The sequence below is a fragment of the Sphingomonas sp. 67-41 genome, from assembly GCF_001899725.1.
GTDB classification, from domain to species: domain Bacteria; phylum Pseudomonadota; class Alphaproteobacteria; order Sphingomonadales; family Sphingomonadaceae; genus Sphingomonas; species Sphingomonas leidyi.
Genome location: NZ_MKWJ01000022.1, coordinates 1,030,259 through 1,057,059 on the forward strand (window position 1 = coordinate 1,030,259; position 26,801 = coordinate 1,057,059).

Genomic DNA, 26,801 nt, shown 5'->3' on the forward strand with positions numbered 1-26,801 from the left:
ATCCCGGGGGCTCCAACGCTCCGAACGGGCTATTTGACCCGCATCGGCAGGCCGGCGACGATGAACGTCACTTCCTCGGCCACCGCCGCGACCGCCTGGTTGACTCGCCCCGCCGCATCGCGGAAGCGGCGTGCCAGCGCATTGTCCGGCACGATGCCGAGGCCGGTTTCGTTGGCGACGAGGATCAGCCGGCCGTCGAAGCGCGCAATGGCCGCGCGGAGCCCGGCCGTCGCCTGCTCGATATCGGCATCGGCGAGCAGCAGGTTGCTGACCCAGAGCGTGAGGCAGTCGACCAGCACCACCGCCCCGGTGCCGCTCGCGGCATCGAGCGCGGCGGACAGGTCGCGCGGTGCATCCACCGTCTCCCAGCGCGCGTCGCGATCGGCGCGGTGCCGGGCGATGCGCTCCACCATTTCCGCGTCCCAGGCTTCGGCGGTGGCGACGAAGACGTGGCGGCCGGGCAGCGCCTCGGCGCGCTGCTGGGCATAGCGGCTCTTGCCCGAGCGGGCGCCGCCGAGGACGAACAGCCTGGTCATGAAGTCCCCCGGGCCAGTTGCAGCAAGCCATCGACATCGACATGGCATTCGAGTTCGGCGGCGATCTGGTCGAGCGCGGCATCGACGTCCGCCGCATGGTCGCGGCCCGACCCGGCCACGCCGATCCGGGCGAGCAGCGTGCCGCGCGCTTCGGGCGCGGCCAGCAGCCCGTGGAGATAGCTGCCCATCACCGAACCGTCGCGGCTGATCGCGCCTTCGGGGCCGATCCCGTCGAGCAGCGCAAAGGGGCGCGCCGTGTCCGGGCCGGTCGTCTCGCCCATGTGCATCTCATACCCATGGACGGGTGCGCCGAGTGCGACGCCCGCCACCTGGCGCAGCATCTTGCCGGGCGCGAGGCTGGTCGCGACATCGAGCAGGCCGAGCCCTTCGACCTGCCCCGGCGGCCCCTCGATCCCCAGCGGATCGGCAACGCTGCGCCCGAGCATCTGGTAGCCGCCGCACAGCCCGAGCACGGCGCCGCCGCGGCGATGATGGGCGTGGATGTCGATGTCCCAGCCCTGGGCGCGCAGGAAGGCGAGATCGGCGATCGTCGCCTTGGAACCGGGCAGCACGATCAGCGCCGCATCCCCCGGAATCGGCGTGCCGGGCGGCACCATCGCCAGTTCCACGCCCGGCTCCAGCTTCAGGGGATCGAGATCGTCGAAATTGGCGATGCGCGGCAGGATCGGGCACGCGACCAGCCTGCGCCCTCCGCCGCGCGGCGCGCCGCGATCCAGCACCACTGCATCCTCGCTGGGCAGGCGAACGGCGGCGGCCAGCCAGGGCACCACGCCGAAGCCCGGCCAGCCGGACCGTTCCTCGATCGCGCGATAGCCGTCCTCGAACAGTGCCGGATCGCCGCGGAACTTGTTGATCAGGAAGCCGCGGATCATCGCCGCGTCCTCGGGCTCGATCACCGCGCGGGTGCCGACGATCGCCGCGATCACGCCGCCCCGGTCGATGTCGCCGACCAGCACTACCGGCACCCCGGCGGCGCGGGCGAAACCCATGTTCGCGATGTCGCCGGCGCGCAGGTTGATCTCGGCCGGGGAGCCGGCGCCCTCGACCACCACCAGGTCGCATTCCGCCCGGAGCCGGCGGTAGCTCGCCAGCACTTCGGCGATCAGGCTGCCGCGCGCTTCGCGGAAATTGCCGGAGCCGAGCGTGCCGCGCACCCGGCCCTGCACGATCAGCTGCGAGGTGCGATCGGCCTGGGGCTTGAGCAGCACCGGGTTCATGTCGCTATGCGGTTCCACGCGGCAGGCGATCGCCTGCAATGCCTGGGCGCGGCCGATCTCGCCGCCGTCCGCCGTCACCGCGGCGTTGTTCGACATGTTCTGCGGCTTGAACGGGCGCACGGCGAGTCCGCGATTGGCGAAGGCGCGGCAGAGCCCGGCGACCAGCACCGATTTGCCCACGTCCGAGCCGGTGCCCTGCAGCATCAGAGCGCCCATGCCATGCCTCCCGCGACGAGCCAGAGCAGCAGGCAGGCACGGACATAGATGCGCAGCGCGCGGCGGATGTCCCCGCTGTCCGCGTCATCGCGGCCGTCGCCGATCCAGGGCTTGTCGTGCATCACGCCGTCATAGGCGATCGGGCCGGCAAGGCGCAGCCCCAGTCCACCGGCCATCGCCGCTTCGGGCCAGCCGGCATTGGGGGAGGCATGGTTGCCGGCGTCGCGCCACAGGATCCGCCAGCCGCCAGGGCCGGCAAGGCAGAGCAGCAGGCCGGAAAGCCGCGCGGGAACCAGGTTGAGCAGGTCGTCGGCGCGCGCCGCGGCCCAGCCGAACGCCCGCCAGCGCGGCTCGCGATGGCCGATCATCGAGTCCGCGGTGTTGATCGCCTTGTAGGTCCACACTCCGGGCAGGCCGAGCAGCAGCAGCCAGAAGGCGGGCGCGACCACGCCGTCGCAGAAGCTTTCGGCCAGGCTCTCGATCGCGGCGCGCGACACCCCGGCTTCGTCGAGCATCGCGGTGTCGCGGCCCACGATCCTGCCCACTGCCGTGCGCGCGGCGGACAGGTCGCCCTGGGCCAGCGCCCGGGCGACGGGGCGGACATGATCGAACAGGCTGTGCTGGGCGAGCGCGGGCCAGGCGAGCGCCGCGACCGCGGGCCAGCCCCAGGGGCCGAGATGCCGCAGGAGCAGCTGCTGGGCGATCCAGCCGGCGCCGCCGACGAGCGCGATCAGCAGCAGCAAGGCGAGGATGCCCAGCGCGCGCCGGGTGCCGAAGCTGCGCTCGGGCCGGTTCCACCGCGCTTCGCACGCGCCGATGATCTGCGCGAACAGGCCGACGGGATGGCCGATCCGGCGATAGAGCGCGTCCGGCCAGCCCAGCGCGGCGTCGAGCATGAGCGCGGCAAGGGCGATCGGCTCAGCCATCGGCCAACGCCGCCGCGAGCCGTGCGCGGCCGGCTTCGTCGGGTGGCAGGCCGATGCGCAGCCAGTGCGGCCGATCGGCAAAGGGACGGGTGAGGATCGCGCGGCGTGCCAGCCGCTCGAACAGCGCCATGCCGTCCGCCACCTCGATCAGGCGAAAGAGCGGACAGGCGCCGGCCGGGCGGTGGCCCGCCTCGCGCAGCACCGTGTCGAGCGCGGCGGCCTGGGCGGGGAGCTGCCCGCGCATCCCGTCGATCCAGGCGCGGTCGCGATAGGCGGCGGTGCCGATGGCGATGGCGGCGGCGGAGACCGGCCAGGCGCCGAGCGCCGCCCGGAGCGCATCGAGGAGCGGGGCAGGCCCGAGCACGAAGCCCAGCCGCACGCCGGCCAGGCCGAAGAACTTGCCGAAGGAGCGGAAGATCACCAGGCGGTGTGCGTCGCCGATCCGGCCGGCCAGGCTCAGCGCCGGATCGACATCGGCAAAGGCCTCGTCGAGCAGCAGCCATGCGTCGTCGGTGCGCCGGCCGAGCAGCGCGCCCAGCAGCGCCGGGGCAAGAACGCGCCCGTCGGGATTGTTCGGATTGGCGAGGATCAGCGTGCCGTCATCCGCGTCGTCGAGATCGGTCGGCGCGGCGTTCGCGATCATCTCGCCATGGGTGCGATAGCTGGGGGCGGCGAACTGTGCCGCCCCCCCGAGCAACCTGCCGGCCAGTCGCAGCCCGATCTCGGTGCCCGGCACGGCGCAGACATGGCGGGGGTCCAGGCCGAAATATGCGGCGGCCGCGGTTTCGAGTTCGGCGAGTTCCTGGCGTTCGGGCAGGCGCCGCCAGTCGATCGCCACTGCATCGGCGCCGGGCCAGGGATGGGGGTTGATGCCCGTCGACAGGTCGAGCCAGCCGCTCCCGCCGAAGTGCCGCCGCGCGGCTTCGATCCCGCCGCCATGCCAGGTCCAGCCGCTCATGCGAACCGTGCCACGAGCAGCGCCGCGAGGAGCAGGCCGGTCTCGGTCGCTTCGATCCCGCCGCCATGGCCGTCGCCCGAGATGCCGCCGAGCTTGCGCCACAGCCATGCGGCCCAGCCGAACAGCAGCAGCGGGGTGGCGAGCAGGCTGGGCGAGAACCAGGCGGCGGCGAGCAGCGCCAGCGTCCAGATCGCCAGGTCCATCGGGCGCACCGCGTCGCGAAACCGCGCGGCGAGGCCGGCGTGCAGATCGGGCAGCCAGCGCGTCCAGAACAGGGGCCCGATGCGCGCCGCGAACGGGATCAGGGCAATGGCGGCATAGGCGCTGCTTGCGACCAGCGCGTGCAGCAGCAGCAGCTTGGCGAGCAGTTGCAGCCCGATCGCCACCGCGCCGAAGCTGCCGAGATGGGGGTCGGCGAGCACCGCCAGGACGCGGTCGCGATCCTTGTGCGCGGCCCCGCAGGCATCGGCGATGTCACCGAGCCCGTCGAGATGCAGCGCGCCGGTGACTGCCACCCAGAGCACCAGTCCCGCAAGCGCGGCCGTCCACGGATCGACCTCCGCGCCGGCCCGGCATCCGGCCGCGACGATCGCTCCCACGATCAGCCCCACTGCCGGGAACCAGCGCATCGAGGCGGCGAATTCCGCGCCGCTCACCGCGATCCGCGGCGTCGGCAGTCTGGTGAGGAACTGGATCGCGACGATCAGCCCCTTCACGGATAGAGGCCCATGATCTGGGCGGTCGGCCGCGCGCCCGGCCACACGCGCAACGAGACCAGCACGCCATAGGGCAGGTCGAGCGCCCAGAGCTGGTGCTGTTCGAAGCCGCACAGCAGATGCAGCGCGGCGCGGATGGCCCCGCCATGGGTGACGACGACCGTGGGTGCGGGCGCCAGCGCGCCCAGCGCCGCGGAGACGCGGGCGACCAGTTCCGACCAGCGCTCGCCGCCGGGCGGCGGATTGGCATCGGGGTCCGCCCAGAAGCCGGCGAGCGCGTCGGGATCGACCCGGTCCGGCGCCAGCCCGTCCCATGCGCCGAAGTCCAGCTCGCGCCAGCGCGGGTCCAGGATCGGCGTTCCGATCGCTTCGGCCGCCGCGCGGGCACGGAGCAGGTCCGAGCTCACGAGATGCGCCGCGCCCAGATCCGCCGCCTGTGCCGCGCACGCCGCGATGCCCTCGGCCGTCGGTTCGCCATCGGTATGCCCCATCAGCCGCCCGGGCAGGACGGGTGCGCCGTGGCGCAGCAGATGGAGCGCGAAGCTGGTCACAGCGATCCGGATACCTGCGCTTCGGCGAAGGTCGCCATCTGGTCGTGCGCGGCCAGCGCGGCGCGGATCACGCCGACTGCCACCGCCGCGCCGCTGCCCTCGCCCAGCCGCATGCCGAGTGCCAGCAGCGGCTCCAGCCCGAGCCGGGCGAGCAGACGGGCATGGCCGGGCTCGGCCGAGACATGGCCGGCGATGCAATGCGCGGCGATCGCCGCATTGTCGGCGGCGAGCGGCGCGACCGCCGCGCTGCCGATGAACCCGTCGAGCACCACCGGGATGCCGAGCCGGCGCGCTCGCAGCACGGCGCCGGCAATCGCGGCGATCTCGCGCCCGCCCACGCGGCGCAGCGTCTCGAACGCGTCGGCGGGTGCATCGAGGTGGCAGGCGAGGGCGCGCTCGACCACCGCCGTCTTGCGCGCGATCCCCTCCGCATCCACGCCGGTGCCGGGGCCGATCCAGTCCGCCGCCGTGCCGCCGAAGCTGCGCAGGCAGAGCGCGGCGGCGGCGGTCGAGTTGCCGATGCCCATCTCGCCGATGGTGAGCAGGTCGAGATCCCCGGCCACCGCCGCGGCGCCGGCATTCAGCGCGGCGAGGCATTCGGCCTCGGTCATCGCGGGGCCAATCGTGAAGTCGGCCGTGGGCTTGTCGAGATCGAGCGCGGTCACCACCAGCTCCAGCCCCGCCGCGCCCGACAGCGCGTTGATCGCCGCGCCGCCGGCCTCGAAATTGGCGACCATCTGCGCGGTCACGCTCGCCGGGAAGGCGCTGACGCCGTGCACGGTCACGCCGTGATTGCCGGCGAAGATCGCGGCACGGGCGCGGGCGATCCGCGGCCGGGCGGTGCCCTGCCAGCCGGCGAGGAAGAGCGCGATGTCCTCGAGCCGGCCGAGCGAGCCGACCGGCTTGGTCAGTTCGGCCTGGCGGGCACGGGCGGCGGCGATGGCGCCCTGATCGGGGCCGCGGAGATCGGCAAGCGCGGCGCGGAAATCGGCGGGCGAGGCAAAGGTCATTCGGCGACGTATCCAGGTGGTGGGGTGCGCGTGACGAAATGCCCTTTGACGCCTTCCGGCCATTGCTGGAAGGGCACCCGGCCATGTTCGCTCGCCGCATGGTGCACGGCATAGTCGAGAATGGCGCGCGCGCTGTCCTCGTCCGGCGCGAACCGGCCGAGGACATAGCCCATCTTGCCGGGCGCGCGCAGATGGACGGTGCAGAAATCGGTGCAGGCGAACAGGCAGGGCATCTCCTGGACCGCGACACCGGCATAGCGCGCGTCGCTCGCCTGCACCTTGCGCAGCGCCGCGACCAGCCGGGCGCCGCCGCGCACGCCGTCGCCATCCTCGCGGGCATCGGCGGAGTGGCGACAGGTGTTGCAGGCGACGACCGCCGGGCCGTCCGCGACGCGCTTCAGCATCAGGCGGCGGCGAGCTTCTGCCGCGGTGCGGGCATGCCGAGCGCGCGCAGGAGGTGGTAGAAGGCGTAGAGCCCGATCAGGATCGCGCCGTTGCGCAGGAACTGGTCGAGCGAATAGCCGGGATGGAGCGTGATCGCGACGCCGCCGAGCACCGCCGCCCAGCACAGGGTCACCAGCTTCCCCGCCACGAACGCCGCGACATAGGCGATGGCGAGCCCGGCGGCGGTCGACCGCACCCGCAGCCGGGCGAGCGCCGCATAGGCACCGATCGCCGACCCCGCCGCCGCGGTACCCAGCCCGACGCCCCACAGGAGCGTCTTCGGGTCGTGCGGATAATGGAGGAAGAGGAAGCCCACCGCCTGATTGGCGCCCCAGGCGGCGAGCGCCAGCGCGATCCCGTCGCGCCGGCGCATGTGCACCGCCGCCAGCGCGGCGAGCGCCGCGACCGGAGCCGTGCAGGCAAGGGCGAAGCTGGTCGCCATGCTCGCCAGGGTGAGCAGCATGATCCACAAGGTGGAGGCGCGTGCCTGCGTCATATTGTCTTCTCCCATCAGAAGCGCCCGCGAATGCCGGCATAGATGCTGCGGCCCAGCGTGCCGTAGCGATAGGCGGTCATGTAGGTCTCGTCGAACAGGTTCTCGGCGCGGGCGAACACGCTGAGATTGTCGCCGGCCTTCAGCTCGGCGCGCAGGTCGACCAGGGTGTAGCCGTCGAGCCGCGTCGTGTTGGCCGCATTGTCGAAGCTGTGGCCCGACCAGCGGATCGCGGCGCCAGTGGTGAGGCCGAAGGGGAAGGCGTAGCTGATCGAGCCGTTGGCGCTGTTCTGCGGACGGCGCGGCAGCCACTTGCCGAAATTCGCGGTGCCCGGCGAGCGGTCCTCGGCGACGATCCAGCTATAATTGCCGTCGAGCGTGAGGCCGCCCAGCTTGAGGGCTCCCGCGGCCTCGATGCCGTGCGCCTCGGCGCGCGAGACGTTCGAATAATAGCCCGAGCGGCGCGTGGTGGTGCCCGGCACGAAGCAGAGCGGCACGGTCGAAGTCGCGGTGCAGCTGTTGAAGATGATCTGGCTGGTGGTGGTGCGCTCGAAATAGGTCGCGCCGAAGGTCAGCTTGCGGCCGAACAGCTGCTGCTCGACACCGGCCTCCCAGCCCTTGGCCCGCTCGGGATCGAGTGCCGTGTTCCCATATTCGCTGAACTGCTGGTAGAGCGTCGGCGCCTTGAAGCCTTCGCCATAGCTGGCGCGCAGGATCGTGCCGGTCGACAGGCGCCACACGCCGCCTGCCGCGAACAGGGTCTGGCCGCCGAAGCGGTTGTGATCGTCGTAGCGGATGCCGCCATTGAGGGTGAGGCCGTCGATCGGCTCGACGCTCAGCTGGGCATAGGCGCTGGTGATCTCGGCATTGCCGCGCGCGAAGGCCGGGAGCGGCGTGGCGAGCGAAGCCGCGGGCGAGCGGCTGCGGAACTTCGAATTCTCGTTCTCCAGCCCGAATACCGCCGAGACGCGCTTGGTGAAGGCGAAGCTGCCCTGATATTCCAGCCGCTGGTTGCGGCCGTTGGATTCGAAGCTCAGCGGGCGGGCGCGGGTGGGGCCGTAGCTGTCGCGATCGGTGTCGGTATAGGCATAGGCGAAGCGGTTGCGCAGCCGGCCGCCGAGCAGGGCGAGGTTCACGCCAGCATAGCCGACGAACTCCTCGTTCAGCGAATAGTCGCTGCTGTCGCCGGTGGTCGCGTCGATCTCGGTGCGGCCGTTCGAATAATAGCCGCGCACCTCGACGCTGAGGTTGCTCGCCAGCGCCAGCTCGGCGCGGCCGGTGGCGCTGCGGTTGGTATAGCCGTCGGTTTCCTTGCCGCCGAACGCCGGGGCGATCGCCGAGATGCCGGCGGTGGTGAAGCTCTGGCCGCCGACGCGCCAGCTGAGCGGCCCGGTGCGGCCGCCGATCGCGGCGCGGGCGCTCACCGTCTCGCGCGATCCGGCCTCGATGTCGAAGCTGCCTTCCAGCGGCTTCTCCGGCGCGGCGGTGACGATGTTGACCACGCCGCCGATCGCCTGGCTGCCCCACAGGATCGATTGCGGCCCGCGCAGCACTTCGATGCGCGACGCGTCGCCGACCAGCAGGTTGGCGAAGTTGTAGCCGCCGCCGGTGGCCGCCGGATCGTTGAGCTTCACCCCGTCGATCACCACCACGGTCTGATCGGCCTCGGCGCCGCGGATGCGCAGCGACGTGGAGGTGCCATAGCCGCCGTTGCGCGAGACGCTGATGCCGGGCGTGCGGAGCAGCAGCTCGGTCGCGCCGATATCCTGGCTGCGGTCGATCGCCGCCTTGTCTAGCACGGTGATCGAGGCGGGGACCTGGTCGATGTTCACCGGCGCGCGGGTGGCGGTGACGGTGATCTGGTCGCTGTCCTCGGCCGCCGCCGCATCGGGCGCGGGGGCCTGCTGGGCGAAGGCCGCGGGCGCGGCGGCCAGGGCGAGGAGCGAGGCGGAGAAACGGAGAACGGACTTCATTGCGTGCAACCCATGACGACGCCGCATCCGTGCAAGGCCGACGCCGCTGCCGCCAGGGGCGAACGACATCGTCCGCGCACGCACGCGGCCAACCTTGTCGTCGCTCGGGTTCACCCCCGTCCGCCCGGCACACCCTGTCCGCACGAAAGACGACCGCGACGGGCAGGTCTCCTGGCTCGCGGGTCGTTGCCGGTCCGGCCGCCTTCTCGGGTGCAACACCCAATGGCATGAGGCCGATGGCTCGCCGCTTACAGTTGCAGGGGCAGCCGGGATTGTCCCGTTCCCTTTTCATCCCCGTCTCCGGGGAACCTGTCGCGCGGGTGGCCTTAGGCGGCCTTCATCCAGACGACAAGCGCGAAGCGCGCCCTGTCGGCGGGCAGGGTGCGGTGCGGCGTGAAGCGATCGAGGAACAGCACGGTGCCGGCCGGGCATTCGGGCTGGAGGCGCGGCAGGCCGGCGATCGCTTCCTCGGTGATCCTGAGGCCGTTGTCGGTCTGGCTGGCGAGCGGGGCGGGCTGGCGGCCGGGGATGATCTCCAGCCCGCCATTGCCGGGGCCGGCATCGCAGAGCGGAATCCAGGCAGTGGTCCAGACCTGGCCGCAGGCGACGCCGTCGTCGCGGGCGACGTCGCTGTGCCAGGCGTGGCGATGCTCGGGAAAGCTCGCGATGCTGGCGCGGACGCGGACGACCTGGCCGGCCAGCGCGCGCTCGCCGATCCGCTCGGCTTCGGCACGCAGGCGCGGATCGTTGGCGATTGCCTGGAGGCGGGGCCCGCGATGCGCATCGGTGCAGATCGCCACGCGCAGCAGGTTCGCCTGGCTGCGGTCGTGCGCGTAGATGCGGTCGAGCCGCTCCGCGAGCGGCGCGTCGGGGCAGCTCCTGTCGAAGGGCAGGTACATGGCATGCGAGAGCCGGTCGATATGCTCGGCGATGTCGGCCTGGGCGGCCTCCACCAGGGCGGGATCGAACAGCGGCAGCGCGACATGGCCCTGGTCGCGGTAGAAGGCCGCGTCGTCGCTCACCGGCTGCGGCCCAGGGCCGTGACCGTCGGCCAGTCGCCGGCCAGCTCGACGCGCGCGTCGATGCCGTAGACCGACTTGAGATTGGCCGGGGTCAGCACTTCGGCGGGCGTTCCGTCGGCGACGATAGTGCCCCGGTCGATCAGTACCAGCCGGTCGCAATAGCGCGCGGCCATGGTGAGGTCGTGCAGCACCGCGATCACCAGCGCGCCGGCGCGGGCCTCGCCATGGAGCAGTTCCATCACGTCGATCTGGTGGCCGGGGTCGAGGCTGGCGAGCGGCTCGTCGGCGATCAGCGCGGGGGCCTCCACCGCCAGCGCGCGGGCGAGCAGGACGCGGGCGCGCTCGCCGCCCGAAAGCTCGGTGGCGACACGGTCGCGCAGAGCGGCGATATCGGCGCGTTCGATCGCCCGTTCGATCGCGGCACCGTCGGCATCGCCGATCCGCGACATCGGGGCGAGATGCGGCAGCCGGCCGAGCTCGACCAGCCGCTCGACGGTGAGCGGCCAGTGCAGGGTCTGGCCCTGCGGCAGATAGGCGACGCGGCGGGCGAGTTCGGCGCGCGGCATCGTCGCGACTTCCGCATCGTCGACCAGGATGCGCCCGATATGGGGCACCAGCGCCAGCATCGCGCGGGCAAGCGTCGACTTGCCGGCGCCGTTGGGGCCGACGATGCCGGCAAGGGCGCCGGCCCGGAAGGTGGCGCTGGCGTTCCGCACCACAGTGCGGCGGCCGAGCGATACGCCGACCTGTTCGAGGCTTATGCTCACCATAGCCGGCGCTCCCGCATCAGGTGGATCAGGAAGACCGGCACGCCGAGAAAGGCCGTGACGACGCCGAGCTTCAGTTCGTTCCGGGTGTCGATCAGCCGCACCGCGACATCGGCGAAGGTGAGCAGCGCCGCGCCGCCGATCGCCGAGGGGATGAGGATCGCCGAGGGGCTGCGATCGGTGAGCGGGCGGACCAGGTGCGGCACGATCAGCCCGATGAACCCGATCGCGCCCGACACGGCCACCGCGCCGCCCACGCCGATCGCGGTGCCGAGCAGCAGCCGGATGCGCGTGCGCCGCAGATCGACGCCGAGCGCCTGCGCGCCGTCCTCGCCCAAGGTCAGCGCATCGAGCGCGCGGCCGTCCCAGAGCAGCAGCAGCCCGCCGATGGCGATGCAGGGATAGGCGATCCAGACATGCTCGAACGAGCGGTTCTCCAGGCTGCCGAGCAGCCAGGTCATGATCTCCATCGCCGCGAAGGGATTGGGCGAAAGATTGAGCGCCAGGCTGACGCCGGCCGTGGCCAGGGTGGCGATCGCGATGCCGGCGAGGATCAGGGTGAGCGGGCTCTCCGAGCGGCCGGCCAGCGCCGACAGGCCGGCCAGCGAGAGCAGCGCGCCCAGCACCGCCAGCACCGGCAGCACCACCGGGTGCAGCGCGGCCAGCCCGAAATAGAGCGCGGCGACCGCGCCGAGCGACGCGGCGTTGGACGTGCCCAGCACCGAAGGCTCGGCGAGCGGGTTGCGCAGATAGCCCTGCAGCGCGGCGCCGGCCAGGCCGAGCATCGCGCCCACGCCCAGGCCCAGCAGCATGCGCGGCAGGCGCAGCTCGAGCAGGATGGTAGTGGCGATCCTGTCGCCATGGCCGGTGAAGGCGGCAATCATCCGCGCGAGCGAGAGATGGACCGGCCCGAACAGGATCGATCCGATCGCGGCGGCCAGCGTGAGGGCGATCAGCCCGGCGATCAGCAAGGGGCGGGAAATCGTCATCGGGCGTGGGTCCGATCCTGAAAACGGGCCAGCTGCCGCGCCATCCCCCGCGCAGCGTCGACATAGGCGGGGCTGCCGCATACGGTCCAGGCCTGGGGAATGCTGATCCGGGGAATGCCGGCCAGCGCCGGGTGGTGGAGCATCTCGGTGCCCTGGTCGGCAACCTTGTCGGTGGCGCTCTCGACGATCAGATAGTCGGGCCGGGCCGCCACCATCTCCTCGATGCTCAGCTGCGAGAGCGGCGGCTTGCCGAGCTTTGCCGCCAGGTTCACCAGCCCCATGCGGCGCATCAGATCGTCGATCAGCGTGCCGGTGCCGGTCATGAAGCCGCGCCGCTGATAATAGGCCGCGACCTTGCCGCCGCCCGACCTGCCGATCCCGGCGAGCTGCGCCTGCATGCGCGCGACCAGCGCGTCGCCGCGCTCGGGATGGCCGACCGCCGCGGCGGTCTGGCGGATCGAGACGTAGATCTCGTCGACCGTGTTGGCGGTCTCGAGGTCGAGCAGGTTGTAGGAATGGCCCTTCAGTGCGCGCATCGGCGCGCTGCGGCTGGCCGGCATGCCGATGATCAGGTCGGGATCGATCGCGAGGATCTGCTCGGCCGAATTCTTCAGCACCGGCAGCCCGCGCGCCTTCGCCGACTCGCCCGACATCTCGGCATCGGTGGCGTTGCGGGTTACCCCGGCGATCTGCTCGCGATCGGCGAGCGCGAGGACGAGCTGGTCGGCGCACAGGTTGATCGAGACGATCCGCTTCGGCTTGCCCGCCGATGGCGGTGTGGGCGCGTCGGTGCTCGCCCACGAGATTGCGCCACCCAAAGCAAGCAGTGGTAGGCCGAGCGCTGCGATTCTGATGCGGGAAGCCATCAGAAAGAGCCTTCCCGTTCCCCGGCGAAGGCCGGGGCCCGGCTTCGGCGCAGTTGGTGAACCGAGAGAGCCTCTCGAACGCCGTGGCAACTGGGGCCCGGCCTTTGCCGGGGAACATGTAGGTGAGCGCGGGGATCGATCATCAGAACTCGATTCCCGCCTGCGCCCTGACGTTCTGCTCGCGAAAGGGGTGCTTCACCTGGGCCATTTCGGTGACGAGGTCGGCCGCGTCGATCAGCGCCTGGGGCGCGTTGCGGCCGGTGATGATCACGTGCTTCATCGCCGGCTTGGCGGCCAGCGCCGCGAGCACTTCGTCCGTCGGCAGATAATCGTAGCGCAGCACGATGTTGAGCTCGTCGGCGATCACCATCGCATAGTCCGGATCGGCGATCATCCGCTTCACTTCCTCCCAGGCTTCGCGCGCCACGGCGATGTCGCGCGCGCGGTCCTGGGTGTCCCAGGTGAAGCCTTCGCCCATCGGCTTGAACGCGATCAGGTCGGGGAAGCGGTCGAACACCGCCTTCTCGCCGGTGGCCATGGCGCCCTTCACGAACTGGACCATGCCCACCTTCATGCCGTGCCCGATCGCGCGCACCGCCATGCCGAGCGCGGCGGAGGTCTTGCCCTTGCCCGGCCCGGTATGGACGATGACCAGGCCCTTCTCCACCGTCTTGGTGGCGAGCTTCTTCGCCTGGGCCGCCTGGACCTTCCTCATCCTGGCATTGTGTTCTTCGTCGGTGCGCTGCTTCACGGCCGCTTCCCCCTTGCGCTTCAGAAGGCGACGCGCACGCCGCCATAGGCGGCGGCGCCCGGCGTCGCGAAGCTGAACACTTCCTCATATTTCACGTCGAACAGGTTCTCGACGCGCCCGAATACCGAGAAGCGGTCGCTCAGCTTGTACTGCGCGTTGAGGTTCACCAGCGTGAAGGGCTTGAGCGAGACGCGCACCGGCACATAGCTTGGGTCGATATAGGCCAGGTCGTCCATCCGGCCGTTGTAGCGTATGGTCAGCGTGGTCGAGAAACGCTCGTCCTTGCTGAACAGCGTGGCGTTGACGCTGGCCATGTCGCCCGGGCGGCGAACTTCGGTGACGCCGTCCTCGGTCGCCTTCAGATGGGTATAGGCCGCGTCGATCCGGAGCTGGCGGATCGGGCGCAGGCTGGCGGTCACTTCGACGCCGTGCTGCTTGGAATCGGTGGTGCGGTTGCCGGGCGTCGCCGTGTAGTTCGGCGCGGGATAGGTGATGTAGATCTCGTCGGTCAGCTTCGAATCGAAATAGGTCGCGCCGATCGTCGCCTTGCCGTCCCAGAAGCTCTGCTCGATCCCGGCTTCCCAGCCCGCGGATCGTTCCGGCTTGAGGTTCGGATTGCCGATATAGGTGCCGCTGGAGAAGCCGAAGAGCTCGTAATAGCCCGGATTCTTCACGCCGGTGCCATAGGCGGCGTGGACGCGCGTGTCGGTCGGCAGGCGATAGCCGGCCTGGACGCGCCAGGTGGTCGCGTCGGCGAAGCGGTTGTTGTCGTCGTGCCGCACCGAGGCGCCGCCGGTGAAATCGCCGGCGGTCAGCTCATATTGGCCGACCAGGCCGAGATTGTCGGTGCTGCGGCGGCCGCGAAAGGCGTCATAGGGCGAGCCCGTGCCCGGCGTGGTGTTGCGGAACTGCTCGCGCTCCCAGTCGACCGCGGCGGTCAGCCGGTGGGTGATCGCGTCGGTGCCGAAGCGGAAGCTCGACACGAAAGAGCCCTTGTAGCGCTGGCCCTTGTCGCCATAGTCGATCCCGCTCGGCTTGTAGCCGGTGCGGGTGGTGTCGGCGAACTGGCCGGAAAGCGTGTTGGTCCAGCGGCCGTCGAGCGCGGTCAGTTCGGCGCTGAGCAGACCGTAGAACGCTTCGTTGGTGAAGCGCACGCCCGGGCTGTCGACCGTATAGCCGAAGCGCGGGCTCGCCGGATTGCTCTCGCTGTTGTTGGTCTCGGCATCGGTATGGCTGTAGCGCAGCACGCCGGTGACCTTCAGGTTGGCAGCGGGGGTCCAGCCCAGCTTGGCGCTGGCGCCGACGCTGTCCGAGCCGATATCGCGCGTGCCGCCCCGCGCCGTCGGATAGCCCTTGGTGTGATACCAGCTGCCCGAGACCGCATAGTCCAGCGTGTCCGAAGCGCCGGCCGCGCGGGCGGCGCCGCTGAAGGTGCCGAACGAGCCGCCTTCGGCCCGTGCGCCATAGCCCGGCGCCTCGCGGCCCGAGAGCGTGATGTAGTTGACCACGCCGCCGATCGCATCCGATCCGTAGAGCGACGATTGCTGGCCGCGCAGCACTTCGATCCGCGCCGCCGGATCGGCGATCAGCGTGCCGAGGTCATATTCGCCATAATAGGGGTCGGCCGCCTCGATCCCGTCGATCAGGACGAGGACGTGATTGGCCTCGCTGCCGCGGATGCGCAGCTGAGTCTGGCCGCCGATCGCGCCGATGCGGCTGACCGCGACGCCAGGCACGTCGCGCAGCACGTCGGAGACGATGCGCGTCTGGCGCTGGTCGAGCGCTTCCGCGTCGATCACCGTGGCCGAGGCGGGCAGGTCCTTGAGCGCGACGCCGTCGCCCGAGCGCGAGGCAGTGACGATGATCGCGTCCTGTGGGTCGGTGGCCTGGTCGGCGTCCTGCGCATGGGCCGGCAGAGCGGCGGCGATCGCGATCAGCGAGACGAAACTGGTCTTCAACATGGGTAGTCCCCCCTGCGCCCGTGCAACGAGGGCGGGGCCCGCCGCGAACGGCCGATGCGGGCGACGGGCGGGCACTTGCCCGTCGCACGGCACCGAAGCGGCCCCGGCCGCTTGGTCGTCGCTCAGACGGAGAGATACCGTGCCTTGGCCATCCCCTGGACCAGGGCAAGAGCGACCGTTGCGCCGGCAGGTCTCCTGGCTCGCGGGTCAAGGCACGATGCACGGCCTTCCCGGATCGGCGATCCAGTGGCCGCTCCCTCGAATCGGGGAGCAAGTGCATCGCGCTCGCCGCTTACAGTTGCAGGGACAGCCGCGGAATTGGACGGAAGGCCCGTCCGCACCGCATTCCCGTTTAAGCCCCTTCCGGGGCACCGGCGCGATCATTCGGTGGTGGGTCCGCCGGGATTCGAACCCGGGACCTCTCGATTAAAAGTCGCTTGCTCTACCGACTGAGCTACGGACCCACACCAGCGTCGCCCCTAGGCGGGCCGGCCGGGCGGGTCAACGTCGCGCTTCGATCCGCGTCACTTGAACATGCGCGACCTGCCAGCGGCCGTTCGTCCTGCGGAACGTGTCGGCGAAGCGGAAATGGCTGGAGAAGCGCCGCCCGCCCGAGATGCCGCCCAGCACCGTCTCGGCATTGGCCACGCCGGCATCCGGCCCGAGCGACACGATCACCCGGTCGGTCAGCACGAGCGGATCATAGCGGTCGCCCGGCGTCATCCAGCCATCGATGAACGCCTGCTTGCCCTGTCGCCTGCCCGAGCCGTCGATATAGACCAGGTCGTCCGCGATCATCGCCTCCATCGCCGCGCGATCCTGGCGCAGCTGCGCCCGGTCGAACGCATCGGCAAAGGCGACCAGGCCCGGATCGGGATCGGCCAGCGCCAGCAACGCCCAGATCATCGCTTCCTCCGTAACCGTGCCGCGAGCTGGCGCACGCTAAGCCCGGTCACCGGATCGCGCCAGTCCGCCGCGACCCGGGCGAGCGGCGCCAGCACGAATTCGCGGCCGCGGAACAGGCGATGGGGCACGGTGAGCGCCGGCTCGCCCCAGCTGCCGCCCGACCACAATATGATGTCGAGATCGATCACCCGCGCCCCCCAGTTCCGCCCCCGCCGCCGGCCGAAGCCGCGCTCGAGCGCCTTCAGCCGGCGGAGCAGGGCGGGGGGCGGCTCGTCGCTCTCGATCAGCGCGACGGCGTTGGCGAAGCGGCGCTTCGAGGGGCCGAGCGGCGGCGTGTGCAGGATCGGGGAGACGGCGGTGACGCCGCCCAGCGCGTCGATCGCCGCCGCGACTTCCCGCGCGGGGCTGCCATGGCGACCCCGCCGGTTCGATCCGATCGCGATGGCATAGCTTGTCCTCGCCATGCCGGGCGGCCTATCGCGCGGGGATGCTCCAGCCAAGCCGCGATTGCCCGCTCTGCCCGCGCCTCGTCACGCTGCGCGAACAATTGCGCGCCGAACATCCCGACTGGTGGAATGCGCCGGTGCCCGCGCTGGGCGATCCCAATGCGCCGATCGCGATCGTCGGCCTGGCACCCGGCAAGCATGGCGCGAACCGCACCGGCCGCGCCTTTACCGGCGACGATTCGGGCGCGCTGCTGTTCGCGACGCTGGAGAAGTTCGGGCTGGCCGAGAAGGGCGAACCCAGGGGCGTGGTGATCCTCAACGCAGTCCGCTGCCTGCCGCCCGAGAACAAGCCCGACCCTGCGGAAATCCATGCCTGCCGGCCCTTCCTGGCGGCGAAGCTCCGGGCGCCGGTGGTGCTCGCGCTCGGCCAGATCGCGCATCAGTCGGCGGTCAAGGCGATGGGCGGCAAGCTGCCCAAGGTGCGCTTCGCCCATGGCGCCGAGCACCGCCTGCATCGCGGCCAGTGGCTGGTCGATAGCTATCACTGCTCGCGCTACAACCAGAATACCGGGCGGCTGACGCCCGCGATGCTCGAGGCGGTGGTGGAACGGGCCATTGCCTTGGCGGGGCCGGGAGCATTCCGATGATGAAGACGATCGGCCTGCTCGGGGGCATGAGCTGGGAGAGCTCGGCCCAATATTATGCGCTGCTCAATCGCGAGGCGCGCGCGCGGCTGGGGCATCCGCATTCGGCGCGCAGCGTGATGCTGTCGGTCGATTTCGGGGAGATCGAGCGGCTCCAGCACGCCGGCGCCTGGGATGCGCTCGCCGAGCAGCTCGCGGCCGAGGCCCGGGCGGTCGAGGCGGCGGGCGCCGATTGCCTGCTATTGTGCACCAACACCATGCACCTGGTGGCCGACCGGATCGCGGCCGCGATCGGCATTCCGATGCTCCACATCGCCGATCCCACCGGGGCGGCGATCCGCGCGGCGGGGATCGCGCGGATCGGCCTGCTCGGCACGGCCTTCACCATGGAGCAGCCATTCTACCGCGAACGGCTGGAGCGGCGCTTCGGGCTGGAAGTGCTCCTGCCCGGCGCGGAGGCGCGTGCCGCCGTGCACCGCATCATCTATGACGAGCTGGTCGGTGGCGTGATCCGCGAGGAATCGCGCGCCCTCTATCGCGGGGTGATCGCCGAGCTGGCGGCGGCCGGGGCGCAGGGCGTGATCCTCGGCTGCACCGAGATCGGGCTGCTCGTCGGCCCAGGGGACAGCGAAGTGCCGTTGTTCGACACGACGCGCCTGCATGCGCTCGCCGCGCTGGAGTTTGCGCTGGGCTAGGGCCGAGGCCTGGGGCGGGAAATCAGCGATCGCGCAGCGCGTCCGGTGACGGGCCGCCAGGCGGGGTCAGATGTCCTGCGCGAGCCGCCCATAGAGATCCGGCCGGCGATCGCGGAAGAAGCCGAAGGCGGCGCGGTGGCGCTTGGCCAGCGCAAGGTCGAGCGTCGCGACGATCACGCCTTCCTCCTCGCGGTCCAGCTCGGCCAGGATGTCGCCACGCTCGTTGGTGATGAAGCTGGTGCCGTAAAAGGTCTGGCCATGCTCGGTGCCGACGCGGTTGGCGGCGACGACGGGGACGACGTTCGACACCGCATGCCCCACCATCGCCCGGCGCCACAGCCGCGCGGTGTCGAGGCTCTCGTCATGCGGCTCGCTGCCGATCGCGGTGGGATAGAACAGGATGTCCGCGCCCATCAGCATCATCGCGCGGGCGGTCTCCGGATACCATTGGTCCCAGCACACGCCCACGCCGAGCGTGGCCTTGTCCGGGCCGTTCCACACCTTGAACCCGGTGTTGCCGGGGCGGAAGTAGAACTTCTCCTCATAGCCGGGGCCGTCGGGAATGTGGCTCTTGCGATAGACGCCGGCGATCCGGCCGTCGGGGCCGATCATCGCGAGGCTGTTGTAATGATGCGGCCCGTCCGCCTCGAAGAAGCTGGTCGGGATGTGGATCTTCAGCTCGGCGGCGAGCGCCTGCATCGCCAGCACCGCCTTGTGCTCGGCGGTCGGCTTCGCATTGGCGAACAGGCCTTCGTCTTCCACCCGGCAGAAATACTCGCCTTCGAACAGCTCGGGCGGCAGCACCACTTGCGCGCCCCGGGCGGCCGCCTCGCGCACATGGGCGGAGACCTTCGCGATGTTCGCGTCGATGTCGTTGGAAAAGGCGAGCTGCAGGGCGGCGACGGTGATCTCGGTCATGGCGCGGCACATAGGGGGAATGCGTGATTTTCGCTACCTGGGATCACGATTTTCGCGGCCGGTCGTCGAGCTGCTTCGTTACCCTGGATGCGCTTGGCGCCCATCTCCTCGAGACAGTGCTCCTTTCCCTCACCCCCGCGCAGGCGGGGATGACGGAAAGGGGATGGATCGGTTAAGCATCCAGACGATGCTGTCCCGCCCCCTGCTCGTCGCGCTGCTTGCCGGCTTTCTCTCCGCCACCGGATTCGCCCCGCTCGACTGGTGGCCCGTCACGCTGATCTGCCTCGCGGTGCTGCTGCACCTGACCTGGCACGCGCCGAGCGCCAGGGCGGCGCTGCTGCGCGGCTGGGTGTTCGGCGCCGGTCATTTCACCCTGGGCAACAACTGGATCCAGCACGCCTTCGATTTCCAGGACAAGATGCCGCCCGTGCTCGGCTATTTCGCCGTGCTGCTGCTGGCGCTCTATCTCGCGGTCTATCCGGCGGTGGCGATGGGCCTCGCCTGGCGCTTCGCCCGCATGGTGAAGGCGCGCTGGAACGAGCCGGACCTCGCCTTCGTCCTTGCCGCCGCCTCGGCCTGGATCGTCACCGAATATCTGCGCGGCACGCTGTTCACCGGCTATCCGTGGAATCCGGTGGCGGCGATCTGGGTGCCGACGCCGATCGCGCAGCTTGCCGCCTTCACCGGCACCTATGCGCTGTCGGGGCTAACCCTGATCGTCGCGGGCGCGCTCTATCTCGCCAGCCAGCACCAGTATCGCGTGCCGCTGGCCACCGCCGCGCTGCTGCTCGCCGGCGGGTTCGCGCTCAATCCCGGCCGCCCGGCGGAGGACCTCACGCGCCCGCATGTCCGCGTCGTCCAGCCCAATATCGGGCAGGAAGGCGTCGACCGGCCGGACTATGCCCCGCGCGTCCTCGCCAAGCTGGCCGAATGGAGCGGCCAGCCCGGCGGCGTGCCACGGCTGGTCGTGTGGCCCGAGGGCATGGTCAACTACTATGTCGAGGACGGCTATCCGCAGCGCTTCTACCAGCAAGGCGATCCGCGCTGGGTGCGCGGGCGGATCGGCGGGCTGCTCGGCCCCCGGGACCGTGCGATGGTCGGCGGCAATGCGCTGTTCTTCGACGGAGACCGGCTGACCGGCGCGGGCAATTCGGTGTGGACGGTGGATCCCGCCGGCATGCTCGGCGGGCGCTACGACAAGGCGCATCTCGTGCCCTATGGCGAGTATCTGCCGATGCGCACGCTGCTCGCGCCGCTCGGCCTCGCCCGGCTGGTGATGGGCGAGATCGACTTCATCCCCGGCCCCGGTCCGCGCACGCTCGCCGTCGACGGCTTCGGCAGGGCCGGCGTCGCGGTCTGCTACGAGATCATCTTCTCCGGCCAGATCATCGACCAGCGCAATCGCCCGGATTTCCTGTTCAACCCGTCGAACGACGCCTGGTTCGGCAGCTGGGGGCCGGTGCAGCATCTCGCCCAGGCGCGGTTGCGGGCGATCGAGGAGGGGCTGCCGATCCTGCGCGCCACGCCCACCGGCGTTTCCGCCGTGATCGACGCCCGTGGCCGCCTGCTCGGCACGGTGCCGGCGGGGCAGGAGGGCGCGGTGGAAGTGCCGCTCCCCGCGCCCCTGCCGCCCACCTTCTTCGCGCGGCTCGGCAATTGGCTGGCGCTGCTCGTCGCGCTGGCCCTGGTGGTGTTCGCGATTGCGTTTCGGCGCTTCGCCCGCTAGGGGCGTGATATAAGGAAAGCTTTATATGGGCATGGCAACGGCCCGGCTTTCCTCCCCACAAGAGGAATTTCCATGCGTTCCAACTATCTCTTCACGTCCGAATCGGTTTCCGAAGGCCATCCCGACAAGGTCGCGGACCAGATTTCCGACGCCATCGTCGATCTGTTCCTGTCGAAGGACCCCGAGGCCCGCATCGCCTGCGAGACGCTGACCACCACCCAGCTGGTCGTCCTTGCCGGCGAGATCCGCGGCAAGGGCATCATGGACACCGAGGGCAATTGGGCGCCGGGCGTGCAGGAAGAGGTCGAGAAGGCCGTCCGCGACACCGTGAAGCGCATCGGCTACGAGCAGGAGGGCTTCCACTGGGAGACGCTCCGCTTCGAGAACAACCTGCACCCGCAATCGGCGCACATCGCGCAGGGCGTCGACGCCTCGGGCAACAAGGACGAGGGCGCCGGCGACCAGGGCATCATGTTCGGCTTCGCCTGCGACGAGACGCCGGACCTGATGCCGGCGACGCTCGACTACAGCCACAAGATCCTCGAGCGCATGGCCGCCGATCGCCATTCGGGCGCGGCGCCGTTCCTCGAGCCGGACGCCAAGAGCCAGGTCACGCTGCGCTTCGAGAACGGCAAGCCGGTCGCGGCCACCGCGATCGTCGTCTCGACCCAGCACGGCAAGGGCTATGACGAGGGCGACAAGGAAGCCGAGCTCAAGGCCTATGTGAGGAAGGTCGTCGCCGACCTGCTCCCGGCCGAGCTGCTCTCGGGCGAGACCGAGTATCACATCAACCCGACCGGCTCGTTCGAGATCGGCGGTCCGGACGGCGATGCCGGCCTCACCGGCCGCAAGATCATCGTCGACACCTATGGCGGCGCTTCGCCGCACGGCGGCGGTGCCTTTTCGGGCAAGGACCCGACCAAGGTCGATCGCTCGGCGGCGTATATCACCCGCTATCTCGCCAAGAACATCGTCGCCGCCGGCCTGGCCAAGCGCGTGACGATCCAGCTGGCCTATGCGATCGGCGTGTCCAAGCCGCTGTCGCTCTATGTCGACACGCACGGCACCGGCACGGTCTCGGACGACAAGATCGAGGCGGCGATCGCGGGCATCGAGAAGCTGGGCGGCCTCACGCCGCGCGGCATCCGCACGCACCTCCAGCTCAACAAGCCGATCTATTCGAAGACGGCGGCTTATGGCCATTTCGGCCGCAAGCCCGAGGGCGATTTCTTCCCCTGGGAGAAGACCGACCTGGTCGAGGATCTGAAGGCCGCGCTCGCCGCCTGATCCCGCCGGCCTCGGCCTGCCGAACATCACAGCCCCGCGCCGCATCTGCCGGCGCGGGGCTTTTCGTTGCGCCGCTTCGATACGTATTCGTACGGGCCATCCTATAAAGCACTGGGCAACCGTAATTCTTCATCAGGAAGGAATGGAAAGGAGCGAGTCGGTGGAGTCGGAGAATTCGATGATGGTTCCGGAGAGCGGAGCATCCCCTGGCGCCGGCACCGGGCTCGCGATCGCCTTCCAGCCCATCGCCGAGATCGCTGGCGGGCGCATCCATGCCTATGAGGCACAGGCGCTCCGCGACGGCGCGCCCGCCACGGGCGATTTCGACCAGCTCTCGGCCGAGCAGCGCCGCGACGTCGACCGCCGCTGCGCGGTTGCCGCGGTGCGCTGGGCCGCGACGGCGGGCTTCGCCAGCTCGGGCGGGCGGCTTGCCATTCCGCTGAGCGCCCCGGCGATCGGCGATCCGGCGGAGCATATCCAGCCGGCGCTGCTCACCGCCCGCCAATATGGCATCGTCGCGGAGCGGCTGGTGTTCACGCTCCACCACTATCAGGCGATCACCAGCTCCGAACTCGCCGACATCATGCATGTCTTCAACAAGCTGGGCCCGGTCGTCGCCTTTCACGGCGTCGGCCCCAACGAATCGGGGCTCGCCTATTGCGGCAAGTTCGCGCCCCATGCGGTGACGATCGAGCCCGAGCTGGTCAGCACCATCGCGTCCAGCTGGTCGCGCCGCATCGCCATCGAGGACCTCATCCGCCGCATGCAGAGCCTGGGTCTGCGCATCGTCGCGGCTGGCGTGGACAGCGAGCCGGTCTATGAGCGCATCCGCAGCTTCGGCGTGCCGCTCGTCCAGGGCGCCCATGTCGGCGCACCCGCCACGGGCAGCCTGCCGCAGCCGGCGCTGCGCAACGCGGCCTGATTCGCGCTTCGCCGCGCGCAGTTCCCGCATCGGTCTCCAGAAAAGAAACCATTTCGGTGGTAATTTGCCCCGGGGTCGTTTCGACGCCGATTCTTTCCCCGTGGCACGACTCGCGGATTCGCGTGAGGCAAGCGGAATCCGCCATCGCCTTCCCCGGTAGAATCCCCATGGGGAGAATCCCCCTTCGGCGACGCACGGAATGGAGCGGGCGGCGTTAACCATTTTTAACGAAGGGCAGAAAGGAAGCATCATGCATACCGAACCTGCTCCAGCCGCGCTTCAGTCCGGTCTCGCCATTGCCTTCCAGCCGATGATCGCCGCGACTTCGGGCCAGCCCTTCGCCTGGGCCGCGATCGCCACCGTCGATGGTTGCGGCTTCGGCCGGGTCGCCGCGGCGCTTGCCCCCGAAGCCCGTCTCCGGCTCGAAGTGGCGCGGATCCGCGGCGCGATCGCCGGCGCGGCCGATGCCGGGCTGCTCGACGGCGAGGCGCTGCTCGCGGTTCCCGTCGCCGCCGCCTGCGGCGCGCCCGAGGCGCTGCTCGCCCATCTCTTCCGCGCCGCGATCGCGCATCGCGTGCCGCTCGACCGCATGGTCCTCGAAATCGACGCCGACGAGCGCGGCGACCTGGCCGGTATCGCGGCACTGGCCCAGGCATGTCTGGACCGCGGCATTGCCATCGCGTTCGACAATTTCGCCGTCGGCCCGCTTGCCGTCCGCCTGCTCGGCCGCTTCACGCCGCGCTTCGTCAAGCTCGATGCCGGCCTCGTCCGCAACATCGCCGACAGCAGCTCGCGCCGAGTGATCGTCGAGGGCGTGCTGCGCCTTGCCCGCAACATGGACGTGACGCTGATCGCCAATGGCGTCGCGCGCCGCGAGGACCTGGTCCTGCTGTGCACGATGGGCATCCGCCACATGCAGGGCGACTGGATCGCGCCGGCCCGCAGCCGCCCGCTGCCGCGCGCGCGCCTCGCCCGCCGCGAGCCGCGCGCGACGGTGCCCCAGCATCGCCGCCTCGCCGCGCACCAGCGCATGGCCGCGATGCGTCCGGCGGCGCCTGCCGCGTTCGCCCAGGCGCTCTAACGCTTGTCCTCCGCGTCCGGGGCGCTAACAGGCGGCCCGTGTCCGATCCCGTTTCCATCCGCCGTCTCTATGGCCGCCGCCAGGGCCACAAGCTCCGCCAGGGCCAATCCGCCCTTGTCGAGGAGCTGCTCCCGCAGGTGAGCCTGCCCGAATCGGGTCCGCTCGATTCGGCCATTCTCTTCGGCGACGATCGCCCCCTCGAGTTCGAGATCGGCTTCGGCGCGGGCGAGCATCTCGCCGGCCAGGCCGCGATGCGCCCCGGTCACGGCTTTATCGGCTGCGAGCCCTTCCTCAACGGCGTGGTCGGCGCGCTCGGCCATGTCCGCGACGGCGATCTCAAGAATGTCCGCCTGCACATGGGCGACGCGCTCGAAGTGCTCGAGCGGCTGCCCGATGCCAGCCTCGAGCGGCTCTACCTGCTTCATCCCGATCCCTGGCCCAAGGCCCGCCATGCCAAGCGCCGGATGATGAACCATGGTCCGCTCGACATCATCGCGGCGAAGCTCAAGCCCGGCTGCGAGTTCCGCCTGGGCACCGACGATCCGACCTATTGCCGCTGGTCGATGATGATCATGGACCAGCGCCGCGACTTCGCATGGCAGGCGAAGACCGCGCGGGATTTCCTCACCCGCCCGGCGGACTGGCCCGAAACGCGCTACGAGCGCAAGGCGCGGCGCCAGGGCCATGAAGTGTGGTACTTCCGCTACATCCGCCGATAGGCCGCTGCATGGTGCGGCGCTGGCCCCGCTGCTATCCGTGCGGCGCCGGATCGGGAGGAGGGGAATGATGGACCGCAGGACCTTGCTCGCCGCCGCGGCCGCGATGCCCGTCGCCCCGGCCCTTGCGGCGGACGACGAGCGCTGGGCCGGCATCGCCGCGCAATACGACGTCACGCGCAAGGTTGCGCAGCTCGAGCATGGCAATTGGGGAATGATGGCGCGGCCGGTGCATGCCGCCTATCGCGCCCATGTCGATCGCGTGAACCGCGACACCAGCTTCTTTGCCCGGCGCGAAATGCCCGGCGAGATCGAGGCGGTCCGCGCCCGGGTGGCCGCCGCGATGGGCGTGGGAACCGGGGAGATCGCCTTCACCCGCAACGCGACCGAAGCGATGCGCGCGCTGATCCTGGGCTATAACCGCCTGCGCCCCGGCGACGCGGTGCTTCATGCCGATCTCGACTATGACGCGATGCAGGCCTGCATGGAGAGCCTGAAGGGCCGGCGCGGCGCGGAAGTGATCAAGATCGCCTTGCCGCTGCCCGCCACGCGCCAGGCGGTGATCGATGCCTATGCGCAGGCCTTTGCCGCGCATCCCAACCTTCGCATGGTGCTGCTCACCCATGTCAGCCACCGCACCGGCCTGGTGCTGCCGGTCGCCGAGATCGCGGCGATGGCCCGGCTCCGCGGCATCGATGCGATCGTCGATGCCGCGCACGGCGTCGGCCAGATCGACTATAGGCTGCCCGATCTCGCCGCCGATTTCATCGGCATCAACCTGCACAAATGGATCGGCGCGCCGCTCGGCGTCGGCGCGATCGTGATCCGGGACGGCCGGCTGACGGACATCGATATCGACCCCGCCGAAGCCGGCGCCAACCCCGCGGACATCCGGTCCCGCGTCCATACCGGCACGGTCGACTATGCGGCGCTGCTCGCGGTGCCTGCGGCCCTCGACTTCCACGAAGGCATCGGTGCCGCCGCCAAGCAGGCGCGGCTCCGGGCGCTGCGCGATCGCTGGGTCCGCCCTGCGCGGGCGCTGGCGAATGTCGAGGTGCTCACGCCGGACGATCCCGGCAGCTATGGCGCGATCACTGCGTTCCGGCTGAAGGGCCGGACATCGCACGAAGCCAATGTCGCGCTGGCCAGGCGCCTGCTCGACGAGCATGGCATCTTCACCGTGCACCGCGACGGCCTGGCGAGCGGAAGCTGCGTGCGGGTGACGCCGGCGCTGGCGACGACGATGGAGGAGGTGGACCGCTTCGTCGCGGCGCTGCGGAAAGTGGCATCCTGATTCCCCCGCCGGGGAGGAACGGGAAGTCTCAGGCTGCTTCCAGCAACGTCCGGTCGCGGATGGTGATGCCCCGCGCGCCCATCAGGTTGATCGCGCCTTCGGCCTTGAGCCTGCTCAGCTGGCGGCTCACCGTCTCGATCGTCAGCCCCAGCACCTCCGCCATCTCGCCGCGCGTCAGGGGGAAGTCGAAGGTCACCGGCCCGGAGGCGGTGGCGCGGCAGCCCTGCACGCGATCGGCCAGGTCGAGGAGGAAGCCGGCCAGCTTCTCGCGCGCCGAGAGCCGGGCGAGGGCGAGCATCCGTCCCCGTGCCTCTTCGAGCGCCGCCAAGGTACGCTGGAGCAGGAGCCGCTCCATGCGGACATGGTCCTCGAGCACGCGCTCGAACGGCTTGCGCGGAAAGACGCAGAGCTCGACGTCGCCGAGCGCGGTGACGGTGAAGTCGGCCAGCTCGGCCCAGGGCCGGCCGACGAAATCGGCCGGGTAGAGCAGCCCCACCACCTGTTCGCGCCCGTTGGGCGTGACGGCGCTGAGCTTGAGCACGCCGGAGAGCAGATTGGCGCAGACCAGGCTCTCCTCGCCTGCCCAGACCAGCGTCTGCCCGCGCGTCAGCCGGCGCCGCTGGCCGAGCGCGTTGAGCGTATCGAGCTCGACATCGTCGAGGCTGGCGCAGAGCGCCCGGTCGCGCACCGCGCAGCCGGAGCAGATATGGGCGGCAATCATGCGCCGCATATCGGAGGTGGTTTGACGA

28 protein-coding genes, 1 tRNA gene and 1 riboswitch are annotated in these 26,801 nt (G+C 70.4%); of the genes, 8 read left to right on the forward strand and 21 right to left on the reverse strand.

Features of this window, described 5'->3' with window-relative positions; translation table 11 throughout:
- Positions 1–29 precede the first annotated feature (29 nt).
- From cobU to folK, 19 genes are all read right to left on the reverse strand, one after another.
- Positions 30–536 carry a bifunctional adenosylcobinamide kinase/adenosylcobinamide-phosphate guanylyltransferase gene (cobU, locus tag BGP17_RS15940; protein WP_286712648.1) on the reverse strand — a complete coding sequence of 169 codons (507 nt, stop codon included), beginning with the start codon at positions 534–536 and terminating at the stop codon, positions 30–32.
- Positions 533–1,990, reverse strand: coding sequence for a cobyric acid synthase (locus BGP17_RS15945; protein ID WP_286712649.1), 1,458 nt, complete (start codon positions 1,988–1,990; stop codon positions 533–535). Before BGP17_RS15945 ends, cobU begins: the two co-directional genes overlap by 4 nt.
- Positions 1,978–2,916, reverse strand: a complete 939-nt coding sequence (cbiB, locus tag BGP17_RS15950; protein ID WP_286712650.1) for an adenosylcobinamide-phosphate synthase CbiB — start codon at positions 2,914–2,916, stop codon at positions 1,978–1,980. The genes BGP17_RS15945 and cbiB overlap by 13 nt, the downstream gene beginning before the upstream one ends.
- The gene (locus BGP17_RS15955) at positions 2,909–3,874 is read right to left on the reverse strand and encodes an aminotransferase class I/II-fold pyridoxal phosphate-dependent enzyme (RefSeq protein WP_286712651.1); all 966 of its coding nucleotides are present in this window, start codon (positions 3,872–3,874) and stop codon (positions 2,909–2,911) included. The genes cbiB and BGP17_RS15955 overlap by 8 nt, the downstream gene beginning before the upstream one ends.
- The gene (locus BGP17_RS15960) at positions 3,871–4,590 is read right to left on the reverse strand and encodes an adenosylcobinamide-GDP ribazoletransferase (RefSeq protein ID WP_286712652.1); all 720 of its coding nucleotides are present in this window, start codon (positions 4,588–4,590) and stop codon (positions 3,871–3,873) included. Before BGP17_RS15960 ends, BGP17_RS15955 begins: the two co-directional genes overlap by 4 nt.
- Entirely contained in the window at positions 4,587–5,141 is a 555-nt protein-coding gene (locus tag BGP17_RS15965; protein ID WP_286712653.1) for a histidine phosphatase family protein, read from the reverse strand. The genes BGP17_RS15960 and BGP17_RS15965 overlap by 4 nt, the downstream gene beginning before the upstream one ends.
- Positions 5,138–6,151 carry a nicotinate-nucleotide--dimethylbenzimidazole phosphoribosyltransferase gene (gene cobT, locus BGP17_RS15970; RefSeq protein WP_286712654.1) on the reverse strand — a complete coding sequence of 338 codons (1,014 nt, stop codon included), beginning with the start codon at positions 6,149–6,151 and terminating at the stop codon, positions 5,138–5,140. Before cobT ends, BGP17_RS15965 begins: the two co-directional genes overlap by 4 nt.
- Positions 6,148–6,555, reverse strand: coding sequence for a DUF1636 domain-containing protein (locus BGP17_RS15975; protein ID WP_286712655.1), 408 nt, complete (start codon positions 6,553–6,555; stop codon positions 6,148–6,150). Before BGP17_RS15975 ends, cobT begins: the two co-directional genes overlap by 4 nt.
- Positions 6,555–7,091 (reverse strand): hypothetical protein, encoded by a 537-nt coding sequence (locus tag BGP17_RS15980; protein WP_286712656.1) that lies wholly within the window; start codon positions 7,089–7,091, stop codon positions 6,555–6,557. The genes BGP17_RS15975 and BGP17_RS15980 overlap by 1 nt, the downstream gene beginning before the upstream one ends.
- A gap of 14 nt (positions 7,092–7,105) precedes the next feature.
- Entirely contained in the window at positions 7,106–9,061 is a 1,956-nt protein-coding gene (locus BGP17_RS15985; protein WP_286712657.1) for a TonB-dependent receptor plug domain-containing protein, read from the reverse strand.
- A 144-nt stretch (positions 9,062–9,205) separates the two neighbouring features.
- Positions 9,206–9,389, reverse strand: a riboswitch (cobalamin riboswitch).
- Positions 9,388–10,083: a phytanoyl-CoA dioxygenase family protein gene (locus BGP17_RS15990; RefSeq protein ID WP_286712658.1), complete on the reverse strand. Its 696-nt coding sequence runs from the start codon at positions 10,081–10,083 to the stop codon at positions 9,388–9,390. It overlaps the preceding riboswitch by 2 nt.
- Entirely contained in the window at positions 10,080–10,853 is a 774-nt protein-coding gene (locus BGP17_RS15995; RefSeq protein ID WP_286712659.1) for an ABC transporter ATP-binding protein, read from the reverse strand. Before BGP17_RS15995 ends, BGP17_RS15990 begins: the two co-directional genes overlap by 4 nt.
- Positions 10,847–11,839 carry a FecCD family ABC transporter permease gene (locus BGP17_RS16000; protein ID WP_286712660.1) on the reverse strand — a complete coding sequence of 331 codons (993 nt, stop codon included), beginning with the start codon at positions 11,837–11,839 and terminating at the stop codon, positions 10,847–10,849. The genes BGP17_RS15995 and BGP17_RS16000 overlap by 7 nt, the downstream gene beginning before the upstream one ends.
- Positions 11,836–12,657, reverse strand: coding sequence for an ABC transporter substrate-binding protein (locus BGP17_RS16005; protein WP_286712661.1), 822 nt, complete (start codon positions 12,655–12,657; stop codon positions 11,836–11,838). Before BGP17_RS16005 ends, BGP17_RS16000 begins: the two co-directional genes overlap by 4 nt.
- 190 nt (positions 12,658–12,847) lie before the next feature.
- On the reverse strand, positions 12,848–13,456 hold the full coding sequence (gene cobO / locus BGP17_RS16010; RefSeq protein WP_286712662.1) for a cob(I)yrinic acid a,c-diamide adenosyltransferase: 609 nt from the start codon (positions 13,454–13,456) through the stop codon (positions 12,848–12,850).
- 20 nt (positions 13,457–13,476) lie between these two features.
- Positions 13,477–15,417, reverse strand: coding sequence for a TonB-dependent receptor plug domain-containing protein (locus BGP17_RS16015; RefSeq protein WP_286712663.1), 1,941 nt, complete (start codon positions 15,415–15,417; stop codon positions 13,477–13,479).
- Between the two features lie 388 nt (positions 15,418–15,805).
- Positions 15,806–15,881: transfer RNA gene (locus BGP17_RS16020), tRNA-Lys, on the reverse strand.
- 37 nt (positions 15,882–15,918) lie between these two features.
- Positions 15,919–16,323, reverse strand: coding sequence for a nuclear transport factor 2 family protein (locus tag BGP17_RS16025; RefSeq protein ID WP_167299585.1), 405 nt, complete (start codon positions 16,321–16,323; stop codon positions 15,919–15,921).
- On the reverse strand, positions 16,320–16,787 hold the full coding sequence (gene folK, locus BGP17_RS16030) for a 2-amino-4-hydroxy-6-hydroxymethyldihydropteridine diphosphokinase (protein ID WP_167299584.1): 468 nt from the start codon (positions 16,785–16,787) through the stop codon (positions 16,320–16,322). Before folK ends, BGP17_RS16025 begins: the two co-directional genes overlap by 4 nt.
- A 23-nt stretch (positions 16,788–16,810) precedes the next feature.
- On the opposite strand from folK, the gene BGP17_RS16035 reads away from it, so the two are divergent.
- Positions 16,811–17,416 carry a uracil-DNA glycosylase gene (locus tag BGP17_RS16035; RefSeq protein WP_286712664.1) on the forward strand — a complete coding sequence of 202 codons (606 nt, stop codon included), beginning with the start codon at positions 16,811–16,813 and terminating at the stop codon, positions 17,414–17,416.
- The gene (locus BGP17_RS16040) at positions 17,413–18,108 is read left to right on the forward strand and encodes an aspartate/glutamate racemase family protein (RefSeq protein ID WP_455431359.1); all 696 of its coding nucleotides are present in this window, start codon (positions 17,413–17,415) and stop codon (positions 18,106–18,108) included. Before BGP17_RS16035 ends, BGP17_RS16040 begins: the two co-directional genes overlap by 4 nt.
- A 66-nt stretch (positions 18,109–18,174) precedes the next feature.
- Here BGP17_RS16040 and aguB read toward each other — a convergent pair whose 3' ends face one another.
- The gene (gene aguB / locus BGP17_RS16045; RefSeq protein ID WP_286712665.1) at positions 18,175–19,026 is read right to left on the reverse strand and encodes an N-carbamoylputrescine amidase; all 852 of its coding nucleotides are present in this window, start codon (positions 19,024–19,026) and stop codon (positions 18,175–18,177) included.
- A gap of 187 nt (positions 19,027–19,213) precedes the next feature.
- Between aguB and lnt the strand changes: the two genes are divergently transcribed.
- The 6 genes from lnt (at position 19,214) to BGP17_RS16075 (ending at position 26,052) form a co-directional block, all read left to right on the forward strand.
- Entirely contained in the window at positions 19,214–20,752 is a 1,539-nt protein-coding gene (gene lnt / locus BGP17_RS16050) for an apolipoprotein N-acyltransferase (protein WP_286712787.1), read from the forward strand.
- Between the two features lie 72 nt (positions 20,753–20,824).
- Complete coding sequence (metK, locus tag BGP17_RS16055; RefSeq protein WP_167299580.1) at positions 20,825–22,039, forward strand: methionine adenosyltransferase; 1,215 nt, start codon at positions 20,825–20,827, stop codon at positions 22,037–22,039.
- 160 nt (positions 22,040–22,199) lie between these two features.
- A complete protein-coding gene (locus BGP17_RS16060) occupies positions 22,200–22,961 on the forward strand; it encodes an EAL domain-containing protein (protein WP_286712666.1) in 762 nt (253 codons plus the stop codon).
- Between the two features lie 250 nt (positions 22,962–23,211).
- Positions 23,212–24,042 carry an EAL domain-containing protein gene (locus tag BGP17_RS16065; protein ID WP_286712667.1) on the forward strand — a complete coding sequence of 277 codons (831 nt, stop codon included), beginning with the start codon at positions 23,212–23,214 and terminating at the stop codon, positions 24,040–24,042.
- Between the two features lie 38 nt (positions 24,043–24,080).
- Entirely contained in the window at positions 24,081–24,761 is a 681-nt protein-coding gene (gene trmB / locus BGP17_RS16070) for a tRNA (guanine(46)-N(7))-methyltransferase TrmB (protein WP_286712669.1), read from the forward strand.
- Positions 24,762–24,828: 67 nt separating this feature from the next.
- Positions 24,829–26,052 carry an aminotransferase class V-fold PLP-dependent enzyme gene (locus BGP17_RS16075; protein WP_353681879.1) on the forward strand — a complete coding sequence of 408 codons (1,224 nt, stop codon included), beginning with the start codon at positions 24,829–24,831 and terminating at the stop codon, positions 26,050–26,052.
- Positions 26,053–26,080: 28 nt separating this feature from the next.
- Here BGP17_RS16075 and BGP17_RS16080 read toward each other — a convergent pair whose 3' ends face one another.
- On the reverse strand, positions 26,081–26,773 hold the full coding sequence (locus tag BGP17_RS16080) for a Crp/Fnr family transcriptional regulator (protein ID WP_286712671.1): 693 nt from the start codon (positions 26,771–26,773) through the stop codon (positions 26,081–26,083).
- Positions 26,774–26,801 lie beyond the last annotated feature (28 nt).

What these genes read in the sequence shown, in the direction of transcription:
- BGP17_RS16080 (WP_286712671.1), bottom strand. Translation starts at nt 26,773, where the DNA reads ATGATTGCCGCCCATATCTGCTCCGGCTGCGCGGTGCGCGACCGGGCG.
- folK (WP_167299584.1), bottom strand. Translation starts at nt 16,787, where the DNA reads ATGGCGAGGACAAGCTATGCCATCGCGATCGGATCGAACCGGCGGGGT.
- aguB (WP_286712665.1), bottom strand. Translation starts at nt 19,026, where the DNA reads ATGACCGAGATCACCGTCGCCGCCCTGCAGCTCGCCTTTTCCAACGAC.
- BGP17_RS15975 (WP_286712655.1), bottom strand. Translation starts at nt 6,555, where the DNA reads ATGCTGAAGCGCGTCGCGGACGGCCCGGCGGTCGTCGCCTGCAACACC.
- BGP17_RS15980 (WP_286712656.1), bottom strand. Translation starts at nt 7,091, where the DNA reads ATGACGCAGGCACGCGCCTCCACCTTGTGGATCATGCTGCTCACCCTG.
- BGP17_RS16025 (WP_167299585.1), bottom strand. Translation starts at nt 16,323, where the DNA reads ATGATCTGGGCGTTGCTGGCGCTGGCCGATCCCGATCCGGGCCTGGTC.
- BGP17_RS15955 (WP_286712651.1), bottom strand. Translation starts at nt 3,874, where the DNA reads ATGAGCGGCTGGACCTGGCATGGCGGCGGGATCGAAGCCGCGCGGCGG.
- BGP17_RS15945 (WP_286712649.1), bottom strand. Translation starts at nt 1,990, where the DNA reads ATGGGCGCTCTGATGCTGCAGGGCACCGGCTCGGACGTGGGCAAATCG.
- BGP17_RS16040 (WP_455431359.1), top strand. Translation starts at nt 17,413, where the DNA reads ATGATGAAGACGATCGGCCTGCTCGGGGGCATGAGCTGGGAGAGCTCG.
- BGP17_RS16015 (WP_286712663.1), bottom strand. Translation starts at nt 15,417, where the DNA reads ATGTTGAAGACCAGTTTCGTCTCGCTGATCGCGATCGCCGCCGCTCTG.
- BGP17_RS16035 (WP_286712664.1), top strand. Translation starts at nt 16,811, where the DNA reads ATGCTCCAGCCAAGCCGCGATTGCCCGCTCTGCCCGCGCCTCGTCACG.
- BGP17_RS15985 (WP_286712657.1), bottom strand. Translation starts at nt 9,061, where the DNA reads ATGAAGTCCGTTCTCCGTTTCTCCGCCTCGCTCCTCGCCCTGGCCGCC.
- metK (WP_167299580.1), top strand. Translation starts at nt 20,825, where the DNA reads ATGCGTTCCAACTATCTCTTCACGTCCGAATCGGTTTCCGAAGGCCAT.
- BGP17_RS15995 (WP_286712659.1), bottom strand. Translation starts at nt 10,853, where the DNA reads ATGGTGAGCATAAGCCTCGAACAGGTCGGCGTATCGCTCGGCCGCCGC.
- cobU (WP_286712648.1), bottom strand. Translation starts at nt 536, where the DNA reads ATGACCAGGCTGTTCGTCCTCGGCGGCGCCCGCTCGGGCAAGAGCCGC.
- BGP17_RS16000 (WP_286712660.1), bottom strand. Translation starts at nt 11,839, where the DNA reads ATGACGATTTCCCGCCCCTTGCTGATCGCCGGGCTGATCGCCCTCACG.
- lnt (WP_286712787.1), top strand. Translation starts at nt 19,214, where the DNA reads ATGCTGTCCCGCCCCCTGCTCGTCGCGCTGCTTGCCGGCTTTCTCTCC.
- cobT (WP_286712654.1), bottom strand. Translation starts at nt 6,151, where the DNA reads ATGACCTTTGCCTCGCCCGCCGATTTCCGCGCCGCGCTTGCCGATCTC.
- cbiB (WP_286712650.1), bottom strand. Translation starts at nt 2,916, where the DNA reads ATGGCTGAGCCGATCGCCCTTGCCGCGCTCATGCTCGACGCCGCGCTG.
- BGP17_RS16075 (WP_353681879.1), top strand. Translation starts at nt 24,829, where the DNA reads ATGGACCGCAGGACCTTGCTCGCCGCCGCGGCCGCGATGCCCGTCGCC.
- BGP17_RS16065 (WP_286712667.1), top strand. Translation starts at nt 23,212, where the DNA reads ATGCATACCGAACCTGCTCCAGCCGCGCTTCAGTCCGGTCTCGCCATT.